Source organism: Photobacterium aquae, from assembly GCF_001029445.1.
Lineage (GTDB): Bacteria > Pseudomonadota > Gammaproteobacteria > Enterobacterales > Vibrionaceae > Photobacterium > Photobacterium aquae.
Genome location: NZ_LDOT01000027.1, coordinates 54,783 through 81,728, shown reverse-complemented (window position 1 = coordinate 81,728; position 26,946 = coordinate 54,783). Strand labels below are relative to the sequence as shown.

Below are 26,946 nucleotides of genomic sequence, written 5' to 3'. Positions count from 1 at the left end.
AAAAGGCATTTTTTACACTGGGCTCATTCAAGGGATAGCTCAAAACCACCGCTACCCGTAGAAGTTTATTCGCAATCTCGCCAAGAGGCCCTTTATGAAAAAGTCGATATTGTCCGCAACAATTATTCTAAGCCTATCTGCCACGGCATTACATGCCAATGCATCCAGCACGCCAGATTCAGGCGTACTGCCACCGCTTGATCGCCCGCAACCCGATTTACCCGCAGATCGACCTGAACCAACCGATCCTAATTTTGGTCTCCAACCACCATTGGATCGTCCACAACCAGATAATTCCATACCGGATCGCCCCGAGCCTGTAGATCCTAGCTTTGGCGTCACGCCAAAATCTGACTCTGACCGCATAAACGCCTTAGAAACAGCATTTGAAAAACAAGTCAAAGAACACAATGAACAAATGGATGGTATCCGCGCGAGCTTTCATGCCGTTACCAACGCCCGACCATTTGTCACCGATGGTGAATTTGCAATCGGCGCAGGCGTCGGGTTTGCTGGCAGCAAAGAAGCGCTTGCCGTTGGCGGAGCATATGGTTTCAATAACCAGTGGAGTGTGTCCGGTACCTTCCATTATGAAAATGCCGGTACATATTCAAGCTCAGAGGTTGCTGGGGGTGTCGGCGTTCAATATAAATTCAAATAACATATTCGGTATCGAATAGTTAGCCTTGCCAAGGATGGCATGCCATCAAGCAAAGACACGGAACAATACTCAAAAGAAGTCGCCCAACGATAAAATTGAATTTGGGTGTCAGCCGAGATTTTCAGTACACTACCCGCCGTTTTGTACCACACTCACCTCGGGTTGCTCATTTTGCAGACACTTTCGCAACTAAAATCTGGCGAACTCGCCGGCATTACGCGCTTAAAATTATCTGAAGACTTAACGTCATTCCCCCTAGAGATCCTGTCTCTGGCTGATAGCCTAGAAATTCTTGATTTGTCAGACAACCGATTATCAGAATTACCTGATGAATTCTCTCAACTGAAAAAACTAAAAATTTTCTTTGCATCCAACAATGTGTTCGAAGCCTTACCGGAAGTCCTCGGGCGCTGCCCTGACTTAGAGATGGTCGGGTTGAAATCAAACAAGATCAAACATGTTCCGGCTCAGTCATTACCAACCCGGCTTCGTTGGCTGATCTTAACCGATAACCAGATTGAAACCCTGCCGGACTCGCTGGGTGAGCGCCCTCGCCTACAAAAACTGGCACTAGCAGGCAATCGCCTGACACACCTACCGCAAACATTGGATCAACTGAATAACCTCGAGTTAGTGCGGATCTCCGCAAACAACCTCATCCAATGTCCAGACCAATTACTGGGGCTGCCGAAACTTGCGTGGTTCGCGTTTTCCGGTAACCCGTTTTGCCAATCAAGCACCAAGGTTCAAACCGTCCCTTGTGTCCCATCCACCAGCTTCACACTGCAGCATGTACTTGGCCAAGGAGCTTCGGGCGTTATTTCAAAAGCGATCTGGAATCAACCGCAAGCCAACCTGCCAACTGAAATTGCAGTAAAAGTATTTAAAGGAGAAGTGACGAGTGACGGCTACCCTGAAGACGAGCTGCAAGCCTGCTTGAAAGTCGGTCACCATCCCAACTTGGTGCAATCTTTAGCTCAAGTGAATGAAGAGGGTTACTTAGCCTTAATCATGAACTTGATCCCGAATCATTACCGTAATTTAGGCCTGCCACCAACCTTCAGCACCTGTACCCGTGACACGTTTCCTGAGAACTTTACCTTGTCGATTGAACACATAGAGAAAATCGTTGTTCAGATGCAGGATGTTTTTGCGCATTTACATGAGAATAAAGTCTGCCACGGCGATCTCTATGCCCATAACACCTTATTTGACGATGAGGCGAATATCATCTTCGGCGACTTTGGTGCGGCCACCATGTATCACATGCTCACTGAAGAGCAACAACAAAAAATCATGGCTATCGAGCGTCGGGCCCTTCATTATTTCATTGATGATTTGCTGAATATTTGTATCGCCAACGACCAAAAGAGCGATACGTACAAGCAGCTTCAACAGTTAATCACGAAATAACCTCAATAACTGGTACCTTGGGCCTTGGCAAAAATACCTACCCTTTCGGCACGCCCGTATACCTATTGGCCCAAACCAGAAGATATGATGATTCGAACCATTATAGCTTCGCGCAAACAAATATCAGGAGGCCACTTAGAGATCGGTGGTCCTCTGGCTATGATTCTCTCAACCGCAAGAACAATATGTCACACGGCATTTTCCGTAACAGCGGCTCGCTCGGTGAGAGCACCAACTGCCGGAACAAATTGGATTTATGGTGCCCCAGAACTAACAGATCAACATCAAATTCCTCGATGGCCTTGATGATCTGATCCTCGACGTAACCGGCATAGAAAATGTGCTTATAAATGGGGTAATCCGCCTCTTTGAGCAAGCCACACATGGCCTGCACGGATGCGCTCAGGATCTCATCCCCCTCAGCCTCCAAATCAAATTCCCTCACCCCCTCATACAAATCCGTAAAATCAGGATCGATATGAATAACACTGAACAGTGCATGATTAACTCGGGACTGCTCTGCGGCTTTCTTCACCAAGTATTCAGCATCATCATCAAAATTTACGGCCAACAGAACGTGCTTGTATCCCATGACGGTATTCTCCACCCACAGCTACTATGCAAAGCCTAGACGAATATACCTAAGTTATCTTCAAGTGAAGGACCCTCTCTTCGGGGTAACTGTTTTGGCACCATTGAAACGCCATTAGTTTTCCCTCCATGAGTCTTAGAAACGCAACACTCCAATCACTCTATACTGAAATTGAAGGCGACATTCACCTATAGCCAACAAGCCGGGCCGTAAATATGTATCAAGAAACCTTCTTGGATTCTCTCTCCATCTATCTCATTCTCGTACTGATATTCTGTGCGATTGCCATAATGTTCGAGATAGGCTACCAATTGGCGATTCGCTTCCCTTCCAAACAAATCAGCCACTCTATCGGCCCAATGGCTACCGGACTTGCCAGCCTACTGGCCTTTATCCTTGCTATCACCTTTAGTATGGCGGCGACAAAATCAGCCGATCGCAAAGCACTGGTACTCGAAGAAGCGAATATCATTGGCACCACCATTTTACGGTCTTCACTATTGGCAGAGCCCTTTAGGGAACGCAGCCGAACACTGCTCAGGGAATATGTCACCATCCGAGTGGTGGAGGATAAAGAAACACGCAAGAAGGTCGTTAACCAAGTCATAAAACGCAGCGAACACTTACAATTAGAATTGTGGCGTCAGGCTATCGCCTCACATGAAACAACCTCGCCTGAATTATTGCTGCTCTACATCAACTCACTCAATGAACTTATCGATATCCATGCCGAAAGAGCCAACAAAGGCATCCGCGGCAGGATCCCCGCCAGTATCTGGTTCACTCTGGGGCTGCTCACCTTCTTAACCATCGCCTTAAACGGTATTCAAGTCGGGGCCGAAAACAAAGGCAGGGCTCTGGTTGCTGCACTCCCTTTTGCGCTTGCGTTTTCTTTGGTATTAACATTGATTGTCGAGCTGGATCGCCCAACACGCAGCATTATCGAAATCAGCCAGCAACCGCTCATTGATCTAAGAGATGGCCTGGACAAAGTGCTCTATCCAGACCAATCTACCTTGCTTAACCCTGGGCCAGCTCAGTAGGCACCTTCGTTTGGTAAGACGCAAGCTGCTCAGCGGCATCCGTAAGCTGGCAAGTGCCGCAATTCTTTTTGCCTGCTAATTTATATTTCAAACAGCAGGTTTCGCGACGAACATAGTATATCGCTCGATTACACTGAGTAGCCTGAGTAACCGTATTCAGCGTTGCTGCGGCAGGCAATACGGTTTTCAACCAATTATCGGCAACGGGCAGTAAGCGGGCTAACTGATCACGGTCATACCCTTTCTCGGTCAATTTCGCAAACACCGTACCGAGCGCATAGCCAACACTGCCAACAAAAAGCTGCCGACCAATATTGTTACGCTTGAACTCAGGCTCGAGGTAAGACAACAGACCCGTAAGGATCTCGGCCAGACAACGATCAAGTTCAGCCTCATTGGCAACCACCAATGCTTGTGGCTCCTCTGCCATACTATCATCTGCCAAACAGTAAAATGGCTGGCTATCGAGTATCGATAGCTGCTTGACCTTACCCTCAGCATTAATATCGACAATAATCGCATCTTCCGTCAACGCAGGCACACGGTTAAATTTAAGCCTCAATGCTGCCAGCCCGGTAAATAAGTGAGCGTTAAAACTTTTTAGCCATAGCGAGGCCCCTACGGAATGCCGAACATCCTTCGCATTACAAAATGATTCTATGGCCGGATCAAGCTTACTAGGGATCCACTGGGACAACGACGCCCCCCCGCCGGCAGTTTGTAAACGAAGGAAGGGCAGGCACTGATGGAGCCAGTCAAACTGGGCAGCCAAGGTATTCTGCACGGGCTGGCCTGGCCAAAGATCGGCCATATACTGAGAAACTGTCATGGAAGCTGCCTTCATACACTAAATCTGAGATATCGACTCAGCATTCCCTGCCAAATACACATATCCAAAATTACCTCAAGATGCCAAACTCAGTCTGCTTTCAGCACGTTGATTCAACAAATGGGTGAAGGAAAGACATTTCCATTCACATTGAGGTGTTTGAATATTATTTGTCCTTAAAACGGCGATAATTGTATACCCAGATCCCCGCTGAAGCGAAAAGGTATCCGTATCTCAATGGTGATAATTGTTTGACCGCTCATCTAAATACCACAGGCAATAATCCTATTTGTATCAAATTCATAGGAAATAACGCCATGTAAAGGATAACATTACTGTCTTTTTCGAAGATTTGGTCGCATTTCAACCTCGTATTAAATAATTAGCTTCGTTCTCACCCATTAAATATGAAGCATGTCGCATAATGTAATCTTTACACCTGAGTTTTCCACTCTATGCATACATTCTTCATATCCATTACGTTATATTCCAACCTGTTGGTGCCCAACTTCACATATCAGTGCAAGTTGGCTATTTTCAACCACAATGCAACGTTGGTAAAAAACGTGCAAGGAATGCATGAGGTCATTACGATGAGTAAGGACGCCAAATTGGTTAGGAAAAAGTTAAAAGAGCGGAGTCAGTCCGCCATTAGCAAAGCTAAACTCTCCTTTTTGAAGGAATACACAAAAGCCGCATAACGCGGCTTTTTTCATACGGCTTCTGCTAGATTAGCCTACGGCTCGGCTGGAATCGTCATATGCCCCAATACAACCCGATTCTGAGTCGGGAACATCTTCTGTTCGTATTCATCACGACTGTTCAGTTCTTGAGGCTGCTTCTCTGCCACCCTTCGCGTACTCGGCGTTTCATCCGGATAAACACTCCCTGATGAATTAGCCGTGCTTTTCCTTGCAGGCGGATCATAAACCGGCGTGTTGGCATAACGAGCCGTTGAGTCATCAAACAACGACCATTTATCAACAACCAGAGCCAATAGAGCGACAAAACACACCACGAGATTGAGTTGCATGCGACCTCCCTTTTTGCATGGCAATCTCATGTATCTTTAGCTCAGTTCATAAATATGATCAACGTCACAGAAAAGTCACTCGTACTCCGCACTAGCTCTATATCTAATTTATCATCCACAAATCCATAAATTCATGGACGGACATGGCTTCAAGTGCTGACTGATTAGTACATGATCGTAAAATACGCTCACATTGAGATTGTGGAAAACGCGTCAACAAACTATCCCTGAACTTGCCTTCAAGAACCGGCATTCCCTCCTCTCTGCGACGACGGTGGCCGATAGGATATTCAACCGCAATTTTATCTGTTGCGGTACCATCATCAAAATAGACTTGGACAGCATTGGCAATCGATCGCTTATCTGGATCAAGATAGTCAATACTATAGCCTTCGTCCTCAACAACCTCCATCTTCGCTCTCAGGGCGTCAATTCGGGGATCCGCGTAATGAAACGAATCTTCATAATGCTCAGCTGCCAGCGTACCGTACAACAAAGGCACAGCCACCATATATTGCAAACAATGGTCTCTGTCGGCGGGGTTCACTAAAGGGCCCGACTTAGAAATGATCCGAATGGCCGATTCATGGGTGGTAATTACGATCCGTGATATACGATCCCACCGCTCTTGAACATGGGCCGAAAGTGTTACCGCACATTCCACTGCGGTTTGAGCATGAAACTCTGCCGGGTAAGATAACTTAAACAACACATTTTCCATCACATAACTATTGAAGGTTTGGCTTAATTTCAACGGTTCACCATTAAACAGCACATCACTAAATCCCCATTTGTCTGCACTCAGCACCGATGGCAGCCCCATCTCTCCCTTCATGGTGATCATCGCCAGCCGCACAGCCCGTGATGTGGCATCTCCCGCCGCCCACGATTTACGAGAACCGGCATTGGGCGCATGGCGATAGGTTCGCAAGGCACAACCATCAACCCATGCCTGAGAGAGCGCATCAATGACTTGATCCCGCTTGCCTCCCAGCATCTTGGTTAGTACTGCCGTTGAGGCAACCCGCACCAGCAAGACATGATCCAACCCGACACGGTTAAAACTGTTCTCAAGAGCCAGAACACCTTGGATCTCATGGGCCTTTATCATCGCCGTCAGCACATCACGCATTGTCAGTGGCGGTTTACCCTGCGACACGGCCACCCGACTAAGGTAATCAGCGACAGCGAGGATCCCGCCAAGGTTATCCGACGGGTGCCCCCACTCTGCCGCCAGCCAGGTATCATTGAAATCCAACCAGCGGATCATGCAGCCGATATTAAACGCGGCAGTTACCGGATCCAATTCATGTGATGTTCCCGGCACCCTTGCCCCATTAATCACTGTTGTGCCGGGGACAATAGGACCCAAATGCTTCGTACACTCAGGAAAACGCAAAGCCAGCATTCCGCAACCCAACGTATCCATCAGACAGTAACGGGCCGTCTGGTATGCAAGCTCAGAGCGGATCTCCGTAGTCATTACATACTCAGCAATTTGCTTTAGCAGCATATCCGGTTGTGGACGTTCGTTAATATCGACATTCCTTTCCATTTAATATTCCTTCTGTAATCCAGTTGGCAGACGACACCAATAACATGGCGCATCCCCGATGACGTGGTGACACTGTAAAACACAGCACTCACCCCTTCTGATCGAGCTTGGCCTCGAACTGGTGGTAATCCAAAAAGCGATATAACTCTTCACGAGTCTGCATCTGTTCAACCACAACCCGCTGGTGGCCGTCTTGGTGAATATGCTGATACACATTGAGAGCAGCTTTGTTCATTGCCCGAAAGGCCGACAACGGGTAGAGCACCATAGCCACACCAACTTGGGCCAATTCATCGGCAGAAAACAAAGGGGTACGGCCAAACTCTGTAATATTGGCCAAGATAGGAATATCAACGGAATGGGTTAACTGGCGGTATTGATCTAGAGAGGCTAACGCTTCGGGAAACAGCATATCCGCCCCGGCTTCAACGTAGGCCTGCGCCCGCTCAATCGCAGCCTCCATGCCCTCAACGGCCAAAGCGTCGGTACGCGCCATAATAACGAAGCTATCATCCTGCCTTGCATCAACAGCGGCTTTTATTCGCTCAACCATTTCTTCTTGGCTGACCAGTGCTTTATTTGGTCGATGACCACACCGCTTCTGGCTAACTTGATCTTCAATATGCACAGCTGCGACACCGGCACGCTCCAGCTCGCGTATAGTTCTGGCAATATTCAACTCGCCACCGAATCCGGTATCAATATCTACTAATAGGGGTAACTGACTGGCTGACGTGATCCGTCTTGCATCTTCCACAACATCATTGAGGGTCGTTATGGCTAAATCGGGCAAACCAAACGAGGCATTAGCTACCCCTGCACCTGAAAGATATAGAGCCTGATGGCCGACCCGTTCTGCCATCATCGCACAGTAAGCATTTACTGCGCCGACAATCTGCAACGGTGACTGTTCCGCCACCATCGTTCTGAAACGCTGTCCAGGGCTCATTACGCACTCCTTGCTCATGGCTAGATACATAAAATCTAGTACAGCGCCCTGAAATGGCGGCAATTAATTATCGAGCTATAAAAAAACGGCAGCACAACTTTCGTTGTGCTGCCGTTATCAATACCATCAGCTTCAGTTAGGCAGCTGATGCCAGCTCTTCCTGCTTCGGCAGGATTTTCGGTTTGTGCTGCGCCAGAATAACCCCTGACAAAACCATCAACCCACCGATATAGTGATAGGCCATTAGCTTCTCATGAAGGACGACACTGGCGATCAGCGCAGTAATCACTGGCATTAAATTCATGAAAATTGCCGAGCGATCTGCCCCCAAAGCCTCTATCCCTTTCAGCCAACACCAAGGCGCAATAACCGATGCGGCTAATGCGGCATAAGCAATCAATGGCCAGGACTCTGCGGTAATCGCAACGCGCTCGCTACTGAGCAACATTGGCAACAGCATGATTATTGCACACACGCCTTGCACATACACAGATTGCCAGTTGCTCAATGGCATCTGCCAACGCTTGAGCAATACGCAGTAAAGCGCGTAAACAAACGCGGCAATCAACAACAAACCATCACCTTGGGTGATCCCCTGCTGAGCCAACCGACTGATATCCCCATGACTGAGCATAAACACCAACCCAGAAAGCGACAAAACAGCGCCGACCAGAGCAATGGGCAATAGACGCTGCCCAAGCAACGGAACACTGAGGAACATACTCATAAGGGGAACAAGGGATATAATCAGGGCCATATTGGTCGCCGTGGTCGTCGCCGCCGCGAAATAACCCAAAGACTGGTTCAACACCATCCCCAATAACGCCAAAAAAGCCAGCTTCCCCAAATATGGCTTAATCACATGGCGTTTGCGCCATACTGACGGCAAAACAAACGGAGTCAACACGAGCATGGCGACAAACCAGCGATAAAAGGAAATCGCCCCAGGATCAATCACACTGTAAGACATTTTGTTGACAATGGCGTTTCCTGACCAGATAGCAACTGTCAATAAAGGAAATAAATAGAACATGGTTTGCCTTATTGGTTCGAAATATGTGATGAAAACATCATCCTGCTCATATTCTGACACGTCAGATTACGGATACATATCTCTAAAAAGACACCATGGGTCGATAGTCAGACATCATGATTTAAAATGATACTCGTCACATATCACCAAAGAAGCCTACTACATTGATTTTTATAGATTAAAAAGACTTACCACCGAAATAAACTCCCATTCATTCTCATCAGGAAAGAGTGTATTCCAACGTTACGCCAAATACGTGCCTCAAGCATCACAGATGCATCTCTGCTCGGCCACATTTTCTGCTTTGGGTAACCAGTAGTAAAGATGCTCAAACAGTTCCTGCTCCGTGGGCTTTTTGAAGGAACCATCCAAATATTCTTCCACCTCGGTTAAATGGCCCAACTTCACAATAGGCTGATAGGGTGCATCGTAACGACGCCAGACATCAGAGTGATTCAGATAAAAATTAGCAGCCCGCACAGCTTCGTCAAAGCACTCATGTTCCGAGATCTGTCTTGGCTCGTCCCAGGTTTCACTATCAAGCACGCAGACACTGATTTTGCCGCTTTCAAAATAGTGAAGTTCATCGATGAAAAGTACATTCCACCATCGACGCAATTCGTTCGCCGACCGCTTTTCATTTAACGTATCACCAACGGGGAATCTCTCCTGATACCGCGCATTCCTGATAGGAATGCCACACTTTGTCTTGTCCATAGCCAATATTTTATGATTATTCATTAAAACAGAAATAATATGATACAAATTGAACATGTCAATTTTTCACATTTATTTCACCACTCTAAACATGAATCTTGGTACGACGACAAGTTTTTACAGGAAAAAATGAAATGCCTACGGTTCCAATATCATACGAGATATGACAACCGTAGGCATTTATCACAGGAATAGGCATCACAATGATGCGCGAGCTGACGCGATTACGCTTCTACATCTGGAACGAACAAGGTTTTTGCCAAGCGGGCTAGATTGTACGCATCATCATAGCCAGAGTGCTGCCGCCCTTCCCACTCCAGCCCTGCAATTTTCATCGCGGCACGCTGGCCACAACGCTTGCTCTTAACATGCTTTTGCAATTTGAATACTGTCGCCAGATTCAAAAACTCCTCAAATGGCACCTTGATTTCTTTTTCATCGCATTCCTTGCGCAAAATCAGATCATCACGTCCCCAAGCAGCGTAAATCTTATGACGTCCGCCAAATTTCTGCTCCATCGACTTCATAATAGTCGCCAACGGCTTACCGTTCTTCTCGATAACTTCAGGTTTGATCCCTGTCAGCTCGGTACAAAAAAACGATACTTCATCATTCTCAGGCTTCACGAAATATTGCGCACGGCGCACAATTTCACCGTTTGTCAGATCCAGTTCGGCAACACCCACTTCAATGATCTCACCCGTTCTGGGCTCACGCCCATCATTCCAGCAACACATCTCGAGGTCAAAACAGACAATACGGTTAAAATTCATCTTACTTCCGGAAATCTCAGTTAAACTGGCACGAAGAATAGCATTTCACTGACTGAACACCAAAATGTGCACCATCACCACTTGGCCACTCAAGCCTACATCTCGCAACAAAAAGGCTGATATTACATAAACGGCAATGATGGGCTCATCGCCCCCGCAGCCGCTGACTGGCTGAAAGTTTCATGATAGATCTGCATGAAATCTTCACGGATCAGCTGTTCTAAATGCACTGCCTGCTCGGTCGGGCAGAACAGCATAATGTGCACGACTTGCTCACCGGTTGACGTCGTGGTGATATGAATATGCGGGTCAGAGCCTGGCAGATCGACCCCTGCATGCTTCTCGATCATGCTGTTATAACGCCGGGCGACCTCGATGAACTCCTCACAGTGACCCTCAATCTGCTCGATCAACTCCGGGAATATCAAATACAGGTTAACGAAATCTCGTACTGTGATTGAAAAGTTATGGTAAACATATCGCTTCATAAAATTGAGGTTCTTCACCGGATAGGTAAAAAACATGCTGTTGGGCAATGTCGCCGTCTTACCGGTGAAGTGATAGTTACCGTGGTGCAGGTCTATCTCCTGAATGACCGTTGCCATCATATTGTGCTCGATCACCTCGCCACACAACGCCCCCACTTCAATCCAATCCCCAATCCTAAATGACCGGGCACTGGCACGCTGGATGGACCCCGTAAAACACAAAATAATCTCTTTTGAAGCCACCACAATGGCAACGGCAATCGCCGTAAGCGACAGAGCGAATTCGCTGATCTCCGATTGCCACAGGATAAACAACGTCAATACAATCAGGGTGAAGGTGCCATTTTTGGTCAGCGACATCCATTTGCGCTGCTTCTCTGAAACAAAAGCAACGTCGCCACGGATCTGCTTTAGCGCAAATTGCCGGATCAGCACAATGGTAAAAATCACCAAAGCACTCAATAAAAGCTTATGGTTCATCAAATATTCAATCACGGGGGTCAGCTGTTCCACTTACTGCATCCTTATCTACTGCTAATTTTGACCGACCTAACTTCCCATACATAGCAACCGAGATCCACCTCACGAGAGTAAAACTATGATTACTCATCATTATTCACATAACACTAAAGTTACTTAGGTATATACTCATCAGCTATCCGATCAAGATGACACCTACTGATAACTACGCGATGAAATCATCCTATACCCCGCTGTTTGACAACAACAACCCTCCCGGCGATATTTTCTTCGGCCATGAGGTTTTCCTTCCCGGAACAACAACATCCAGCCACAGCCATCCTTGGGGGCAATTACAAATTATCAATGGCGGTATTTTAGAACTCAGAACCCAAGACAAACGCTTTCTGTCGCCCTCCCAGTATGCGGTATGGGTTCCCGCTGGTGTCGAGCACGAAAGCTACATGCGCCGCAGCCTCAATTATTGCTCGATGAATATCGTACATCCTCTGGCTGATCGCCTACCGCACTATACCTGCTTGCTTGAAGTCAGCCCGATCATGGAAGCTATCATCAATAATCTCAAACAACGGCAACTGACCATCGCCGAAACCGAGCAAGATCAACGACTCGTCAGCGTACTGCTGGATCAGGTATATCAAGCCAAAGAGCATGAACAGTTTTTGCCAAGCAGTGACGACAAAATGCTAAGGCCTATTCTGGCCGATTTGGAACGTAACCCAACGTCCACCAAAACACTCAAAGAGTGGGCCGACGAATTGCACACGACGGAACGGACCCTCGCCCGTCATTGTCAGGATAAATTAGGCATGAGCCATACAGAATGGCGCCAACGCCGCAAGTTTCTCTACTCGCTCCACCTCCTTCGCCACGGGGTATCGGTAAAAGAGATTGCCCTCACCTTGGGATACCACCAAGCCAGCCCTTTCATTACCCTTTTTAAAAAGCACGCCCACTGCACGCCAGATCAATATAGACAGAAATTCGCCAACAAATGATGTATACCCAAGCGCCTAATAGCAAAAAGCCAGCCCTAAAGGCTGGCTGACATCTTCAAGTGGTAACACTATACGGCAAGCGAACAATCACTCAGAAATGAAACACAGTCCGCAGTGCCTGCCACCAACCCCACAAGCTAAACCCCACCACTGTGGTTAGAAAAATAAATGGGAAAAGAAGCTCTAGCATAGTTATATCTACCGTGAATTAACTAACAAGGTAGATTTATTATCTCGATAAAGTCCGTTAATTAAAGGATAAAACTATAATCACTAGCGATTTTGTGATGTGTCGCATAATTCGCCTCAACAACATCAAAAACTAGGTTAAATTTCACCCTTCCTTGCATAGTTCTTTTATTTTTCAGATAGCTACACTGGCTGAAGACAGAAGTGATAACTTATCTGAGTCCGGCGTCAATACCCGTACAGCCTTAGCAGGAACACCAACACACACCGTATTTGGCGGCAAGTCCTTAGTCACGACACTACCAGCCCCTACCACGACATTGTCACCAATCGTCACACCTGGACAAACAGTGACATTGGCCCCCAACCACACATTATTACCTATCGTAATGGCCTTGGCGAACTCCTCGCCAGAAGCCCGCTCAACAGGATCCAACGGATGTCCTGCCGTTGCAATCACCACCCCGGGGGCCAACAAGCAATTATTGCCTATAGTAATAGGCGCGCAATCCAAAATAGTGCAGCCATGATTGGCATAAAAACCGCTGCCCACTTTGATGTTGTAACCATAATCGCAGTTAAATGGCGATTCGACCCAAGCATCACAAGGCTGTGTTAGCAGTTCATTAATCAGCGCCTGACGCGCAGGCCTCTCTGTAGGGCAAGTCTGGTTGAGGGAAAAACACAATTTTTTTGCCCGCATCCGATCTTGCATCAACTCCTCATCCCAAGCTTGATACTTCTGGCCTGTGATCATTTTTTGTTTTTCAGTCTGCACTGTCATACACCTCAATACCTTGTTTTCTTCCCTGACCTAGCAAGCCAGCCTCTGCCTATTGGCAAAATTGTCACTATTTGCGGTGAAACATTATTCATGACAACGTCAATAGATACCTCTTTTTCCGATATTTATATGGTAAAAAAACAAAAGCGGTCACATTCGGTGAGACAGCATGATCGTTTATGGCAGGTACCGACATTTACACCGATATAACAGAGCAACTCCGATTTTTCTTTTTACAAAAGGTATCAATAACGCTCAATCACCTATTCCGAGCGACCCGTAAAGATAAACATTGGAATCACCGTTAAAAAATCAATGTCGCCTTCTGTCAAGATTTCCACAACACAAAGAGCTTCCTCGCACTTATTCAATTTCCTTAAAAAAGCCCGCTTTTCCACTCGCAAGTGCCAACGTACGAAATATCAAGATATTTAACTAACAGAACAAACCAAACAAAGGTTATTTAGCGAATTACCACGAAGAATGGCCACTTGGCAGAATTTTAAGTGACCTTAGTCCCAGCAATCACCCAATGCAAATTGCTATATATTTAGGCGGTAACGTACGATGTGCGCTGCCTACTGGCTTCGTTTACACACACTTTTTTTAAGAACCGAAAAAGAAAAGAGTTCTAGTTGTCAACATTAGTCAGCCACGAAGGTGGTAGCACATCAAAAAGGTCTTAAATGCTCGTTAAGGGAATACTCTTATGAAACTAAAACGCCTAGTCGCCGTTGTTGGTTGCACCCTTGCCGCCAACAGCTTTGCGATGAACATTCAGCCAGACCCTGAGAATCCAGGTGGCTACATCATCCCTCGCGCCGACATCGAAGCGGCTGAAAAAGCCAAAACAGCCGATCCAATGTACGCGGTCTGGGCAAAAGCATTGGAAACACTGCCAAACAATAAAGTCGAAGCCATTTTGCCAGGCTTAGCCTCGAACCCGTCTAACGTTATCCGCGCCGAAAAGGTATTCCCTGAAACCGAGTGGAAATTCCTGACCGACATGGCTGCACCGGAATACACCTATACCCGCTTCCTTCGCGCTATTGGTAAGTTCCCTGCTTTTTGTGGCGATTACACCGATGGTCGAGATGCCGATGCCATCTGTAAAAAGTCTATCATCACAGCCTTTGCCCACTTTGCCCAAGAAACAGGCGGCCACATTGCCGTAGACAACCATTGGGACAACCCTAAGGGTCTTGAAGAATGGCAGCAAGCCTTGGTTCACGTTCGTGAAATGGGCTGGTCTGAAGGCCAACCGGGCTATACCACCGGCTGTGGCGGCAACGACTGGCAAAACCGCAAGTGGCCATGTGCTGACGGCCAAGGCTACTTCGGCCGCGGTGCCAAGCAGCTGTCTTACCACTTCAACTACGGCGCATTCTCCGAAGCCATGTACGATGGCGATGCGACCGTACTGCTGAATAACCCGGGCTTAGTGGCCGACTCTTGGCTGAACCTCGCTTCGGCAATCTGGTTCTTCCTGACTCCGCAGGCTCCAAAGCCAGCAATGCTGCACGTTATCGACCGTACTTGGACACCATCACAGCGTGAAAAAGATGCAGGTATTGGGTTCGGCTTCGGTACCACAATCAACGTGATCAACGGTGGTATCGAGTGTGGCGAGCAAAACAAAGACAAAGGCCAACCCGTTAACCGTATTCGCTACTGGGAAGGTTTGCAGAGCCACTACCAGATCCCTGTTGAGCCTGATGAAGTCAACACCTGTTGGCAGCAAACGCCTTACGGCAGCCTCAACCTGAACGGCGCAACCGATGTGCTTTACACCAACTGGGAAGCCGATTACAAATACCACTCCGACCGTCCTGGCGGCGTATCTTTCGAGTGTAAGCTCGTTGGTTACCAGACAGCCTACTCGGCATTGGTAAAAGGCGACTACGAGAAGTGTGTCACTGACGTTTACGATGCCCAAATCAGCTGGCCTGATGTACGTGTCGTTGATGATGTCCCACCGGGCCCAGGTCCTGGCCCTGGTCCAAACCCAGATCCAGACCCTGAACCAGGTGAATTCCCAGCTTGGGAAGCGACCAAAGTTTACACCGGTGGGGACAAAGTCAGCTATAAGGGCGGCAACTACGAAGCCAAGTGGTGGACTCAAGGCAACGAGCCAACCCAAGGTGGCCCATGGAAACAAATTTCAGGGACAACCCCTCCAGTTGAGCCACCGGTAAACCCTGAACCACCCGTTGAGCCACCTGTAAATCCGGAACCGCCTGTAGAACCACCGGTTGAACCGCCAGTGAATCCAGAGCCACCAGCAGGCGTCACTGAATGGGTTGCAGGCCAGACCAAAGTCAGCAATGGCGATATGGTTACCAATGGCGGCAAATGCTTCGTTGCCAAGAACAACCCTGGCGTATGGGAATCACCAACAGCCAGCAACTGGTTCTGGAATGAAGTACCTTGTAAATAAGGTTTGCTTGCATCAGACATAAATACCAAGCCCTTACTCAGTTGTAAGGGCTTTTTTGATCGTGTGTTTCAGTCCCTCACACCGCACCTATCCTTGACCAGAAAATTGACGGTGGAACCAATTTCGCAAAGCGATGATGCTCTCTTCACGAAGCTTTTCCGGCCGGCAAACAAAATAAAATGCCTGATAAGGATTCAAAACCGCTTCACCGATCTGTACTAACATCCCATGCTGAATATCATCCCGCACAAACTGCTTGTGGGTGATCAACACCCCCAAACGGCGAACTGTCGCCTGTAACGCATGCAGCGAAGAGGTAAATGATAAATTTTTCTGCTGACTTGGCACCGGAAGCAGATAAGCCTCACACCATATCTGCCAATCATTTTGACGGCGGGGATTGGTTGCAAAAATAGCAGGATAACGAGCCAGCAGGGTATCTGGAGAAGGGGGGCTTCCATTGGATAGAGGATTACGTTGTGCAGCCTCCTCAAGCAAATAGGGACTACACACCATAATCAACTGATCGTCGCCCAGTTTCTCACAATAATAATCTTGCCAATCATTCACATCACCATGCAAAAGAGCGACGTCCACCCCCTCTAGTTCAAGATCGAAGGTATGGATAATGTTAGATATACGGACATCTATATCCGGGGCATACTGCTGAAAATCCGAAACCCTGGGGATCCACCAATGGAGCGCCAGTGTATTCACCATATTTAGCGTAAGACGGTTGCCATGGCGACGCCGAGCCAAAGACTCGCTGGCCTCGACTATCTGTGTCAAAGCTGGCGCCACCTTCCGGTAATACCGGCGACCATCATTATTCAACTCGACACGGCGACCAACCCGCCGGAACAGAACAACACCAAGCTGGGTTTCCAGCATCTTTATAGATTGACTTATCGCTGAATGACTCACACTGAGCACCGCAGCCGCCTCGGTCATACTGCCCATCTCGGCTACCGCGACGAACGCATATATAGACTTCAATGGAACAAGCTTTCTCACCCTTGATAACCTGTAAGTTTTTCTAACATATTTAGTCAGTATTACTCGCTTTTTTCAAAGGCTCAAGCTTCCTACACTGATGACATTGATAATGTCACAGCACCTCAACTAGCACCTGTAAAACAGCGGAAAAAAATCAGCTAACGCGACAGCCCATATCGAACACTCTATGAGGAATAATGCACCATGCCCCAGCCCAGCAATCTTCGACCGACTCTATTTATGCTGGTATCGACATTCAGCCTCTCACTCAATGGATTGATGGGAAAACTACTCAGTGAGAGCTTTGCCACAGAAACGCTCGGTTTCCTGCGTTTTTTTCTTCCTGCAGCCATAATGCTAGGCCTGCTGAGGATCAGCGGCTGGGCCCTTCCTGACAAAACATCATCCCGCCCAATTGTCATCCGAGCCCTATGCGTTGTGGGGAGTCAAATCTGTTTTCTCATCGCCCTTCGTCATCTCACACTCGTAGAAAGCGTTGTTGCTATTTAGCACCGGGCCACTTTTTATCCCGTTGTTAGAAAAACTCTTATACAAAACTCCCTTTCATTGCCTCACGCTATTGAACCTCTGCCTGACTTTTACTGGTGTCATTCTCCAAGCCGGAAGCCCTGTAGGTTTTTCACTGCGGCCGGAATTGTTTATCGGTATTGCCGCTGGCTTATTCAATGCCTTGTCGCAGGTCACCCTATTTCAGGGAGCAAAATCCGGCATCCCGCCCGCAGCCCTAAACGGATGGTGTTTTATGCTGGCAGCCATCATCCTGCTGCCCTTCGCGACATTCCACACCGTCAGTAGCGGCTCAACCATCTTGCCTGATAGCCCTTATAACCTAGCCGCGACAATCGCCTTTCTGATTATCTTGACCCTGAGCATTGTCAGCACCCAGATGTTCAGATCCATGGCCTATCGGCTGGCGGAAACAGGCTCACAACTTGCCCCCTTGATTTTCACCAATCTTATCTTTGCACTAATCTGGCAATTGGCTTTTTTCGATACCGATTTCGGTCTGGATAAAATACTGGGGCTGAGTCTGATTGTTCTTGCCAACCTCAGCAACACCGTCATCCCGCGCTGGCAGAAGCGGCAAGCTCAGCGTATGGCGTAATGCTGACGTGATCGAAAAATGCCATTCCTGAGATACAAAAAAACGGGGCTCCAAAGAACCCCGTTTTGCTCTGTTCATATTATTGAACGTTAAACAGCATTACCGTAATTGGCTAACCGACTCCGGACCTGAATCAGGTTTTGGTAGCTTCATAGTATTAAGCATATTTAGACCAAGTCTGCTCTCAACAACACCACCTGAATACGTCTTCGTGCCATCGGCGCTGGTTGAACTGGACTCACCGGCGTTCCACTGCGTGAAGAAGTCACTCAAATCGTAGCCAGATACGTGCGATGCACATACCATCAGCAAATCTTCGCCGGAAAGCTTCGTATCACTTGCGCTACAGTAGTTAATACCGTTATCACCCTGTACATCGCCACGTGCTTTACGGTGCATCAGCTTAAACATGTTCCAACCTTCATCTTGGTTATAGATGGTTGGTTTGCTAGCCGCTTCGGTATACCAATCATCGATCTTGAAGTGGGTTTCAGCCCATACCTTCAACTGACCAAACATCACCAAACGCATGCCCGCATCACCATGTGCCCATGCATGGCCACTGTTGCTACTCAGCCATTGTGGGGCCTTCTGAATATCAAATTTAATGCGATCCATTTCTGGATTGTCATTTCGGCCTTCCAATTCTTGCATGTATAGCGCAAGAATATTATTGGTCACTTCAGTCGAACCCGCCACGCTAAACGGCGCTGCTGCCAAGTTATGTCCAACCTCATGCCATAGCAACCAATCATCCACCGCATTGGTCGGAATCGTCGTTGATTGAGCATTAAAGGAGCTGTTCATCACAGGATAACCCGAGTGAGCGGCACCAATCGAGATCTGCACATCGTTCACAAAACGATGGCGGAAGTCTTTTAGGCCATCGTAAGTAAAGCGACGGTGCATACCATTCTCGGTTACCTCATCACGCCCATAGAAATCACTAGCAGCATTCGCAAAACGGTTCATCTCCTGGCTAAACTTAGCCAAATCTGCCGTTCGAACGTTATTGATTGCCGTAGTATAGATAAATGTTCCGGTATCCACTTCTGCAATCGGGGCCGTTGCCTCCGCTGGTGAATGGATCCATGCACCATCTTTCCACCATGCCGCACGCTCTACACCACTAAGTGTAAAGGTAACCTGAGTGTTCCCCCCAGCCGCTACTTCATGCGGTTTAATGGTGATCAGACCGCCGTACGGTACTTTGAACGACGTTGAACTACCATCGTGGGCAAAACTCATCTGCATACGCGGCGGACGGTTCAAGCGGGTCTCATGCTGCGGCTTACCGGTCAGATCATCCGCCATCATCACCGTAATGGTCGCCTTCACGCCACCATCCACGGTCACTTCTTGCAACTGAGGAGCCCAGAAACCCGTCGACTGATTATTGCCGGCCGAGAAGGTTACTGCCCTACCAGATGTTTCGATCAGAGCTGAACCTGCAGTGCCCGAACCACTCGTACGCCCCGGATACTTCGTGGTATCAACCACAATGTCATGATCCCAGAACGAACGGCCAAGCATGATACGTGTCAGCGGCTTTTCCATATAATTCAGTGGGTAACTCGGGTTCATTTGGCCTGCCAATTCACCCTCACTATGGATCATTCCATGCTCAATCAACTTGCTCGCTAACTCATCAGAACAAGTTAGTCCGCCACCATGCGCATTGTTGGTATAGCAGTTCAGCATATCCACCAAGGTTTTAAACCCAAGCTCATCTTGAACCAGAGGGTTGTAAGCGTACTGGTTATCGTTCCACAGCCATACAGACAAGTTGTCGTAAGTCTGGTTCAACTCTACTGTTGATAGTCGTGTACCTTGCTTACCCTTAGTACGGTAGTACAACTCATGCTCCATCAACGCCGTCACGTTACTGCCCAAGTTGGCCGCCTTGACCATGCTGGTCACCACATCCGGGCTCATTTCATAGCGGTCGAAATTCGCACGGTGGTAGTTACCAAATACCGGAACACCGTCACCTTTACGCGTTTCAATACAGTTAAACTCATACTCGTAACTGTGGGTACAAACAGGCGTACCCGGGAACGCTTCTTGAAGCTCTTTGATTTTCTCAAGCTTCTCCGCTTCGCTCTTCACGAAATGGTGAGCGTACTTGTTATCAACAATTGGCACGCCATTCTTATCCAGAACAGGGTTACCGTTTGCATCTAGACGCGGCCAGTCATATTTTGGCACTTCCAAATCCGGCATATCGACCGGCGGAGCCCACTGAACCACACCTTTGCCATTTTCCCCCTCAACGACAGTAAATGGCGGTTTGCCGTTTACATCAGGGAAACGCTCAAGTACCACCAAATCATACTGACTTGATACATGCAGATTCGGATACATAGTCTGGCAATAGTATGAAGACCCACAGAATGCCTGATTGGTCGGCGTGACATTGCTGCCGCCCAATGAAACACCTACGGCATCGGCCAAGCGGCCAATTGGCTCTGGGTTGGCATTGCCGTCAATGGCATCCATAAACAGCACATTACCGCCTTCATTGATGTAGCGGATCAATGCGGTGATATCGTCCTGGCTCAAGTTCGGGTTTTCGGTGTCCGCAATAAAGCGCACCGTCATACCATCACCCAAGGTGCGGGTCTGGTAGGCTTGTAGGATCAAAATTGGCGTATCTTTCGCTGACAAGCCAGCAAAACCGTCTTTCGCCAACGGGGTGACTGTGCCTAAGCCGTAATCCGGACTGATAAAGAAATCATACGGCTGGCCGCTCCCCAAATGGCGACGAGCTGCCGTTGCGGTCTCGATATTGGTCGCCACATTGACTGGCAGGCCATCTGCCCCAGGGGCAAACCATGCAAACAAGTTATCAAAGAAGCGCTTCATGCTGCCGTGATCATCTTGCGGGTCATTGACCATATCAATCGCCGTTGTACACGACTTGTTGGCACTATCAATACGCAGCTGATTGTCGGCCCAGTAATTCTCAGGACAAGACAAAATACTTGGGTACATACTGTTGCCCATAAAGACAACTTTACCTTTACCCAGCAGACCCGCCGTTACAAACGGGAAGCCATAGGTCGCATTGTCTTTTGAAACGGTCGGAATTTCCGTCATTTCAAAGCCAGGGAATGCAGCCAAATACGGTTTGCCTTCACGAGTCCATGCCTGCTTTTCACCGAAAGGCAGTTCACGGTTGATGTCGGTACGCGGCATCATCACAGGGAACGCTTCGTTTGACAGGTTCAACGCACGCATACCGCGGGTATACCCCGTCGCACCATAGAAGCTGCTGTTATCATTAAAGACGTGGAAACTGGTCACCCCTTTAAAAATCGCATTCAGCGAATTGGTCACATACGCGCCATCATTAAGGTTGAAGACGTTTGATGCCGAACGAAGTAAACGCATCGGTTTGCGTAGCTCCGCATCAATAATGGCGGTCAAACCATGACTAAACTGCGCTTCAAATTCATCCGGCAGCAGGAACTCCGTTCCTTCCAGCTTACCGCCATTTGGCAAATTGAGGTTAATCAGCTCATTGATCACGTTAGGATACAGGGCAAATGTATTCTTCACCTTGTCACTGATCACCAACGTATTGCCGTTGTCCGTTCCATAACGGTTCAAGAGCGCTTGGATGTTAGCCTTAGCAACAGGGTTATCGGTCACATCCGTTAGTTTGAAATCGATCTTGTTGCCCGTAACACTGCCAAATTCAAAGGTGTCGATACCGAAGGAAATCTTATCGCCCCACAGGTATTCAAATTCACCACTTTCGTTGGTTACACCGACCGAGTTCGCCGAGAAAAAGCTAATGCCGCTTAATGGCATACCGTTTGCATCAGTCAATACACTGGTGGTCAGTACTTTGGCTTCAGCACTTGGTTTATAGGCAAGGCTTGCTTCAGCCGCAGAAGAGACAAACCCACTGTTGAGGTCATTACTACCGCCCGATACTGCTGGCACGATATTGTTGTCGACATGTGAACTCGGCGCTTTGCCGATTTCATCAGTCGCTTTTGCCTCTTGAGCTTTCAAGAAGTCATCAACTTCCTTCTGCTTCTCAAGTTGGCTATAGACTGCAGCAATATCCAGCTCATAGAACTCATCCAAGCAGATCACTTGAGTATCATCACAAGTGCTAATGCTACTCAATACCTTGGTCGCGTTTTCACCGATCTTCCCACCTTTTTGCTCTTTGATATCAAAAGAGGTAGGAACAATCTCGTCTTTAAATTCTTCATCATAGTTAGGAAACGGCGCGGTAAACTCACCGAGCGTCGTGCCGCCAAAATCACAGGTAAATGGCGTGCCTTGCTTGATCATGAACTTGCCATTTTGCAGTGACTCGCCATTACAGGACACGTCACCACTGATCACCTTGCCAGAAGAAAGCAAAGAACCTTCGTAGGTTTGAATTGGGAATACAGGCAGCATAGGCTGCTGTACGGTTACTCGCACCGTAGCTTCTTGCGACAGATAACCATCTGATACGATAACAAAAAAATGTACCGTACCGACATGCTCTTCAGTCGGCTTCAGCGTCAACATACCCTTGTTGTCGATTACCACCCAACTTGGGTTACCACTCAATGTAAAGGTTAGTGGATCATCGTCCGCATCTGTTGCGGTAACTTGTTGCTCAACAGTCTCTCCAGCTTTAAGCACCACGTCAGGCATTGGCGTGATCACCGGTGCATGGTTATTGTCTGGCATCGTGGAGTCGGATACTGTTACCAACATGCTAGTATTGGCAGACATTGAACCGTCCGATACGGAAACGGTAAATCTGTGAGTACCGGTATTGTTCGCCTGAGGGAATAACTTAAGTGTTCCGTTCTGGTCAATAGAGGCCCAGTTCTGGTCTCCTTCCAATACGTAAGTCAGCTCGTCACCATCTTTATCCGATGCGCTAACTTGCACCTTATGGCTTTGCCCCGTAACAAGATGCACATTAGATAACGGCGAGATCACCGGTGCGTGATTTACCGCATCCGGATCAACTGGCGTCATCGATATGGAAACTTTAACGACAACATTCGCTTTGGAAACTACTTTGCCGTCAGATACCGTAATGGCAAATGTATATGTACCGCTATCTTCCGCTGACGGAGATAGTGTTAGCATGCCGCTTTGATTTATTTTCGCCCAGGTCGGATTACCATCCAAGGCATATTGCAATACATCACCGTCTTTATCTGCAGCTTGGATCTGTATCTCTTTTGTTTCACCCACAAGCAATTTCACCTCAGAAATGGATGAAATACTTGGCGCATGGTTATTTGATTCAGGGATAACGGGAATATCAGGCCCTGATGTATGGTTGCTATCATCTTGACAGCCGGCCAGGGCTAATGTGACCAGCGTCGATAGTATTAACTTCTTATGCATACGTTGAGCTTTATTCTTATTCAAGGAAAATTGTAATTATTCGAAGACAAGTAACACGTAGCACAGCACTATCGCAGTGAATGTTTATATAACCATTTCACAGCAACGCTAATTCATTTCAAAACAGTTATGAAGAATAATGAAGAAATATAAACTAACGAATCAACATATCAGGATGATAGTGTCATACGCTAAATGGATACTTGTCTTTAAAGAACATTTTAAACTTTCCAAGTATAACCTTTTATGCTGTTTTGCAATATAAGCTCTGCCGCATAGCGGTTAGCTATGTACAACCTTTCTATTACCGCCCCTCACTCATTGGTAATAATCATACAAAGCACTGTCAAAGATACGTCATCGCAACCAAAAATATATCTTTAAAATCAAAATCATAAAAACAAAACCATAATAATTAATCTCGACCGTGCCAATAAATCGACTATAAATCAATCACGCGCTTATTAGTTCGATAAAAAAATATCATCATTGAACTTGCTATATTTTGAACCAAGATCAATACAACCATTATTCATAACACAAATGCATAGCTCAATATTTAAGCACCGCCTTTCTGAGAGAAAAAAACGCCACCCTATTCGGTGGCGTCTAGATTCAAAAACAGTCTCTTTGCCTGTTTATTTTTGTTAGCAAATATGACTATTACTACGATAGTTGGAATTTTATCTTAATCCGTAAACCTCACCCGGAAAGTTTTGGCCTGACAGGCTCGCAACTCGCCACAATCCCCCGGTTTATACTCATCCCCATGACGCACAATTTCATCCATTCCCGTTTCAACCCATTCCGTAATAGGACGAGAGAATCGGATAGCATCGCTAATAACTCCCTGCTCATCCGGGTTGTAAACTCGCATAATCAAGGCATCTTCGTCTTCAGCCTTTTTAAGGACACTCAGCACTGACCCTTCCATATTCTTTTCCAACAAGGAGAAGGTTAACGGCAAATTCTTTTCCCCAACATTGAGCTTCATCGCGTTGTAAGGGATCTTGTTGTAGCATGCGATTGGCGTAACATTATCTCGAGCGGCAGCCATCACATTGGCTTCAATATGACTACCGGCAAAACCATACAGGCTAAATTCGCAAACCAGCTTGCCGCGCACCTGTGAATCCGGTGTCGGGATCTTGATCCCCGAAGGACGGCCAGGACGCAGCAGCAGTTCTTCCTTGCCCAATACCCCTACACCACGCAACAATGTCAAAGCCAAGGTATCCCGCTCACCATTATCCTTAGAGGAAATAACCTCGAACTCACGCAAACCGTTACTCATCACAGCCATCCCGCCCGTTTCATTTTCCAACGCAGCGAAATTCATCAACTGATAAACAGGCACTGGCGCTTCTTTCCAACCATCCTGCTCCCAATTTGCCATTTCTGGATCATCAACCGGGCGTGTGATCAAGCCAAACTGGTTATCGGCAACAACCGTTTCAGACACAAACGGTGTCGGAACCAAAACTCGCACCCGGTGGTCATCAGCTTGGTTGTCCAGCACCATCCGCACTTCAATCCTGCGAGAGCCGGCTTTCAATACAACCTGACAATCCACATCGACATAGCCATCCTGGTTAGTACGCTCCTCACGTGCCTGCAGGTTATTCGGTACATCCATCCGCAGCTTGATACTGGCAACTGACTGGAATCCCTCATGTTTGATGTTTGTCTGTGCCACAAACTCGTCAGAATAAATCAGCCATTCCTTGCGGGACGGCGAGTAATCATATTCGTCACCGTCGTCGGATCCCTCTTCCAAGCGCAAGACCTGATCAAATGTCTGCTGCGTCTCCTTGTCGAAAATAGTCAAGGTGCCGTTATCATTCACATTGATCCGATAAAACTCATTTTCCAGCAGGTACTCTTTATGTTCGGCAACCTTCTGAAGCCCCTTGCGGTGGCCTTCAATATGCAAGGTGGTGAAACCCATCGCCGGAACCGGATGCTTAATCTGGATATCGTATTCAACAAAAGGATCATAATTGCCGTAATGAACAATTTGGCGGTCTATTTTACCCGGGTCAATCACACGTTGATCCTGGATGAAATACTCCACTTCACTGCCATGCTCGTCGAACAGGCTAAACGACTGGGCGCGAATCGTAATTGTCGTATTTACCACCTCATCACGGGCGTAAGGCGATAGGTTAAACAGGGCTAATTTGTCGCAGCCGTCACGGTCCGGCATATGATCGACAATCTTGCGCTTATAGAAGTTAATCAGGTTCGTCGCCATATCATCAGCCAGAATGTAACGGCCAAGGATCTCGGCATGAACCTTGTCTGAGCAACAGCAGCCAATGGAGTCATGGGCATGGTTCTTCATGCTCTCTTTCCACATCTTCTCAATCAGGCCATGGTGGTAATCAAAACCCAGCGTCCAAGCAATAGATGCCAGCGGCTCAAGAATATTAACGATCTTATTCTCAACTTCAGCATGAATAAGCTTAATATCCATACGGGTTGACGAAATCGTGCGGTGAACTCGCATGTACTTGCCATCATTGAATTCGCCTTTAACGGTATCGAGCTGATCACGCATAGCCTCAATACGCTCAAAGACCTCCTCATAACGGCTCATGACAAACTCACGCTCAGGGTAAATCTCGCGCAGTTTGTCCATGACCTCGAAAATATTTTCCTGAATCGGCATCTGATCATGGCCATTCGGCAACAAAATATCCTTGGTCACCGATGGCTTTTCCAATACCGGGAAATATTTATCCAGTCGATCACGCAATCCCTCCTCGTCTTGCGGCAAGTATTTACCAATGGCATACCCCAACGGCAATACCTGAGCCGTTACCTCGCTGCCATCATTGCTCTGCCAGACAAATTCTGTTTTATCGGTACCATGGCGCTCAGAACAACCACGCCAGAACATCGCCCGATCAATGCCAAAGCCGTTATAAATCATCGGCAATTGCGCACTCATCGAAAACGAATCAGGCAGGTAACCGATTTTCATCGGCTCGCCAAAGCTCAGGCAGTCACGCATTCCATACATCATATTGCGAACAATCGACTCGCCAGAGACCTGCATGGTGTCAGTCTGCGAATACCAAGGACCAATGATCAACTTGCCCGCCTGCACTTGTTCGCGAACCCGCGCTTTGTTTTGCGGCATAATGGCAAAATAATCTTCTAACACTGCCGTTTGGCCATCCAGCACATAAAACTTGTAATCCGGATCCGACTCCAGCCGGGTCAGGATTTCTTCCATGTTGTTCACCAGCAAAATACGGGATTCTTCGGTAGTGAAATACCACTCACGGTCCCAATGCATGTGAGGAGTAATATGAACGCGAGAAATAGCCATAATGATGTACCTAATAAATGTCTTGTCACTGCCGGGCGCAATCTACTTCACCCGGCAAAGCTAGGGTGTCACCGAGACGTCGATGGAATCGATACTGTGACGTAAAATCTAATAATCGTTGTTTGAATCTTGTCTGC

20 protein-coding genes are annotated in these 26,946 nt (G+C 47.5%); 7 read left to right on the top strand and 13 right to left on the bottom strand.

Annotation, left to right across the window (positions count from 1 at the left end; all coding sequences use genetic code 11):
• Positions 1-94: 94 nt before the first annotated feature.
• Together ABT56_RS18105 and ABT56_RS18100 are read left to right on the top strand one after the other, a co-directional pair.
• Positions 95-661 (top strand): YadA C-terminal domain-containing protein, encoded by a 567-nt coding sequence (locus ABT56_RS18105; protein ID WP_053062546.1) that lies wholly within the window; start codon positions 95-97, stop codon positions 659-661.
• 171 nt (positions 662-832) lie between these two features.
• The gene (locus ABT56_RS18100; protein ID WP_047880338.1) at positions 833-2,074 is read left to right on the top strand and encodes a leucine-rich repeat-containing protein kinase family protein; all 1,242 of its coding nucleotides are present in this window, start codon (positions 833-835) and stop codon (positions 2,072-2,074) included.
• A 157-nt stretch (positions 2,075-2,231) separates the two neighbouring features.
• Here ABT56_RS18100 and ABT56_RS18095 read toward each other — a convergent pair whose 3' ends face one another.
• Positions 2,232-2,666 carry a universal stress protein gene (locus ABT56_RS18095; protein WP_047880313.1) on the bottom strand — a complete coding sequence of 145 codons (435 nt, stop codon included), beginning with the start codon at positions 2,664-2,666 and terminating at the stop codon, positions 2,232-2,234.
• Positions 2,667-2,881: 215 nt separating this feature from the next.
• Between ABT56_RS18095 and ABT56_RS18090 the strand changes: the two genes are divergently transcribed.
• A complete protein-coding gene (locus tag ABT56_RS18090; protein WP_047880312.1) occupies positions 2,882-3,709 on the top strand; it encodes a bestrophin-like domain in 828 nt (275 codons plus the stop codon).
• Here ABT56_RS18090 and ABT56_RS18085 read toward each other — a convergent pair.
• From ABT56_RS18085 to ABT56_RS18045, 8 genes are all read right to left on the bottom strand, one after another.
• A complete protein-coding gene (locus ABT56_RS18085; RefSeq protein WP_053062545.1) occupies positions 3,687-4,538 on the bottom strand; it encodes a (2Fe-2S)-binding protein in 852 nt (283 codons plus the stop codon). The genes ABT56_RS18090 and ABT56_RS18085 overlap by 23 nt on opposite strands.
• Before the next feature lie 736 nt (positions 4,539-5,274).
• The gene (locus ABT56_RS18075; protein WP_047880310.1) at positions 5,275-5,571 is read right to left on the bottom strand and encodes a hypothetical protein; all 297 of its coding nucleotides are present in this window, start codon (positions 5,569-5,571) and stop codon (positions 5,275-5,277) included.
• A 103-nt stretch (positions 5,572-5,674) separates the two neighbouring features.
• Complete coding sequence (locus ABT56_RS18070) at positions 5,675-7,126, bottom strand: bifunctional 2-methylcitrate dehydratase/aconitate hydratase (protein WP_047880309.1); 1,452 nt, start codon at positions 7,124-7,126, stop codon at positions 5,675-5,677.
• Between the two features lie 88 nt (positions 7,127-7,214).
• Positions 7,215-8,075 (bottom strand): methylisocitrate lyase, encoded by an 861-nt coding sequence (gene prpB, locus ABT56_RS18065; protein ID WP_047880308.1) that lies wholly within the window; start codon positions 8,073-8,075, stop codon positions 7,215-7,217.
• Between the two features lie 136 nt (positions 8,076-8,211).
• Complete coding sequence (locus ABT56_RS18060; protein ID WP_047880307.1) at positions 8,212-9,108, bottom strand: DMT family transporter; 897 nt, start codon at positions 9,106-9,108, stop codon at positions 8,212-8,214.
• A gap of 261 nt (positions 9,109-9,369) precedes the next feature.
• Positions 9,370-9,882 (bottom strand): hypothetical protein, encoded by a 513-nt coding sequence (locus ABT56_RS18055; protein WP_047880306.1) that lies wholly within the window; start codon positions 9,880-9,882, stop codon positions 9,370-9,372.
• Between the two features lie 167 nt (positions 9,883-10,049).
• Positions 10,050-10,598: a 3'-5' exonuclease gene (locus tag ABT56_RS18050; RefSeq protein ID WP_047880305.1), complete on the bottom strand. Its 549-nt coding sequence runs from the start codon at positions 10,596-10,598 to the stop codon at positions 10,050-10,052.
• 122 nt (positions 10,599-10,720) lie between these two features.
• Positions 10,721-11,566: a mechanosensitive ion channel family protein gene (locus tag ABT56_RS18045; protein WP_420835134.1), complete on the bottom strand. Its 846-nt coding sequence runs from the start codon at positions 11,564-11,566 to the stop codon at positions 10,721-10,723.
• A 212-nt stretch (positions 11,567-11,778) separates the two neighbouring features.
• On the opposite strand from ABT56_RS18045, the gene ABT56_RS18040 reads away from it, so the two are divergent.
• The gene (locus tag ABT56_RS18040; RefSeq protein ID WP_047880336.1) at positions 11,779-12,564 is read left to right on the top strand and encodes an AraC family transcriptional regulator; all 786 of its coding nucleotides are present in this window, start codon (positions 11,779-11,781) and stop codon (positions 12,562-12,564) included.
• 364 nt (positions 12,565-12,928) lie between these two features.
• Here the strand turns inward: ABT56_RS18040 and ABT56_RS18035 are convergent, their stop codons facing one another.
• Positions 12,929-13,537, bottom strand: coding sequence for a sugar O-acetyltransferase (locus ABT56_RS18035; protein ID WP_047880303.1), 609 nt, complete (start codon positions 13,535-13,537; stop codon positions 12,929-12,931).
• 709 nt (positions 13,538-14,246) lie between these two features.
• Between ABT56_RS18035 and ABT56_RS18030 the strand changes: the two genes are divergently transcribed.
• Complete coding sequence (locus ABT56_RS18030) at positions 14,247-15,974, top strand: chitinase (protein WP_047880302.1); 1,728 nt, start codon at positions 14,247-14,249, stop codon at positions 15,972-15,974.
• A gap of 87 nt (positions 15,975-16,061) precedes the next feature.
• On the opposite strand, the gene ABT56_RS18025 is transcribed toward ABT56_RS18030, so the two are convergent.
• Positions 16,062-16,988: a LysR substrate-binding domain-containing protein gene (locus ABT56_RS18025; RefSeq protein WP_047880301.1), complete on the bottom strand. Its 927-nt coding sequence runs from the start codon at positions 16,986-16,988 to the stop codon at positions 16,062-16,064.
• A gap of 186 nt (positions 16,989-17,174) precedes the next feature.
• Between ABT56_RS18025 and ABT56_RS24545 the strand changes: the two genes are divergently transcribed.
• Positions 17,175-17,480: a hypothetical protein gene (locus ABT56_RS24545; RefSeq protein WP_053062544.1), complete on the top strand. Its 306-nt coding sequence runs from the start codon at positions 17,175-17,177 to the stop codon at positions 17,478-17,480.
• Between the two features lie 70 nt (positions 17,481-17,550).
• The gene (locus tag ABT56_RS24540) at positions 17,551-18,096 is read left to right on the top strand and encodes an EamA family transporter (RefSeq protein WP_240478351.1); all 546 of its coding nucleotides are present in this window, start codon (positions 17,551-17,553) and stop codon (positions 18,094-18,096) included.
• A 99-nt stretch (positions 18,097-18,195) separates the two neighbouring features.
• On the opposite strand, the gene ABT56_RS18015 is transcribed toward ABT56_RS24540, so the two are convergent.
• Positions 18,196-23,472: an SslE/AcfD family lipoprotein zinc metalloprotease gene (locus ABT56_RS18015; protein WP_053062542.1), complete on the bottom strand. Its 5,277-nt coding sequence runs from the start codon at positions 23,470-23,472 to the stop codon at positions 18,196-18,198.
• Positions 23,473-24,160: 688 nt separating this feature from the next.
• A complete protein-coding gene (mngB, locus tag ABT56_RS18010; RefSeq protein ID WP_047880300.1) occupies positions 24,161-26,809 on the bottom strand; it encodes a mannosylglycerate hydrolase in 2,649 nt (882 codons plus the stop codon).
• Positions 26,810-26,946 lie beyond the last annotated feature (137 nt).

What these genes read in the sequence shown, in the direction of transcription:
- prpB (WP_047880308.1), bottom strand. Translation starts at nt 8,075, where the DNA reads ATGAGCCCTGGACAGCGTTTCAGAACGATGGTGGCGGAACAGTCACCG.
- ABT56_RS18075 (WP_047880310.1), bottom strand. Translation starts at nt 5,571, where the DNA reads ATGCAACTCAATCTCGTGGTGTGTTTTGTCGCTCTATTGGCTCTGGTT.
- ABT56_RS18095 (WP_047880313.1), bottom strand. Translation starts at nt 2,666, where the DNA reads ATGGGATACAAGCACGTTCTGTTGGCCGTAAATTTTGATGATGATGCT.
- ABT56_RS18085 (WP_053062545.1), bottom strand. Translation starts at nt 4,538, where the DNA reads ATGACAGTTTCTCAGTATATGGCCGATCTTTGGCCAGGCCAGCCCGTG.
- ABT56_RS18055 (WP_047880306.1), bottom strand. Translation starts at nt 9,882, where the DNA reads ATGTTCAATTTGTATCATATTATTTCTGTTTTAATGAATAATCATAAA.
- ABT56_RS18105 (WP_053062546.1), top strand. Translation starts at nt 95, where the DNA reads ATGAAAAAGTCGATATTGTCCGCAACAATTATTCTAAGCCTATCTGCC.
- ABT56_RS18050 (WP_047880305.1), bottom strand. Translation starts at nt 10,598, where the DNA reads ATGAATTTTAACCGTATTGTCTGTTTTGACCTCGAGATGTGTTGCTGG.
- mngB (WP_047880300.1), bottom strand. Translation starts at nt 26,809, where the DNA reads ATGGCTATTTCTCGCGTTCATATTACTCCTCACATGCATTGGGACCGT.
- ABT56_RS18090 (WP_047880312.1), top strand. Translation starts at nt 2,882, where the DNA reads ATGTATCAAGAAACCTTCTTGGATTCTCTCTCCATCTATCTCATTCTC.
- ABT56_RS18045 (WP_420835134.1), bottom strand. Translation starts at nt 11,566, where the DNA reads ATGAACCATAAGCTTTTATTGAGTGCTTTGGTGATTTTTACCATTGTG.
- ABT56_RS18040 (WP_047880336.1), top strand. Translation starts at nt 11,779, where the DNA reads ATGAAATCATCCTATACCCCGCTGTTTGACAACAACAACCCTCCCGGC.
- ABT56_RS18070 (WP_047880309.1), bottom strand. Translation starts at nt 7,126, where the DNA reads ATGGAAAGGAATGTCGATATTAACGAACGTCCACAACCGGATATGCTG.
- ABT56_RS18030 (WP_047880302.1), top strand. Translation starts at nt 14,247, where the DNA reads ATGAAACTAAAACGCCTAGTCGCCGTTGTTGGTTGCACCCTTGCCGCC.
- ABT56_RS24545 (WP_053062544.1), top strand. Translation starts at nt 17,175, where the DNA reads ATGCCCCAGCCCAGCAATCTTCGACCGACTCTATTTATGCTGGTATCG.
- ABT56_RS18060 (WP_047880307.1), bottom strand. Translation starts at nt 9,108, where the DNA reads ATGTTCTATTTATTTCCTTTATTGACAGTTGCTATCTGGTCAGGAAAC.
- ABT56_RS18035 (WP_047880303.1), bottom strand. Translation starts at nt 13,537, where the DNA reads ATGACAGTGCAGACTGAAAAACAAAAAATGATCACAGGCCAGAAGTAT.
- ABT56_RS18015 (WP_053062542.1), bottom strand. Translation starts at nt 23,472, where the DNA reads ATGCATAAGAAGTTAATACTATCGACGCTGGTCACATTAGCCCTGGCC.